Consider the following 324-nt stretch of genomic DNA (forward strand, 5'->3'; position numbering starts at 1 on the left):
GTCGCGGCGAAAATCATCACCCCTTTGCGCGTTGCAGCAAACTCCATGATTTGGCTGATGATGTGTGGCGTAATGCGTTGCTGTTTTTTCAGCTCGCGGTTGAGATCGGCTTCGCTGAACAGTCCGTTACTCTGTGCCTGCAAGCGGCTGAAATCGTATTGCACGACTGGCATATCCAGCCGTTCTGGCGGCGTCAGATAGCCGTGTTTAATCATATAACGCAGCGGCAGCTCATAAATGCAGTCACGGAAAAGGGCTTTCTCATCGCCGCGTACCATGCCGTGATAATGGAACTGATAAATCCAGCCTTTGCCCAGTCGAAAA

At 51.5% G+C, this 324-nt stretch carries 1 pseudogene; it reads right to left on the reverse strand.

Features of this window, described 5'->3' with window-relative positions:
* A pseudogene (locus LZP73_RS19640) lies at positions 1-324 on the reverse strand (ATP-dependent helicase); the annotation flags it as partial.

The sequence above is a fragment of the Shewanella sp. AS16 genome, assembly GCF_021412365.1.
GTDB lineage: Bacteria > Pseudomonadota > Gammaproteobacteria > Enterobacterales > Shewanellaceae > Shewanella > Shewanella salipaludis.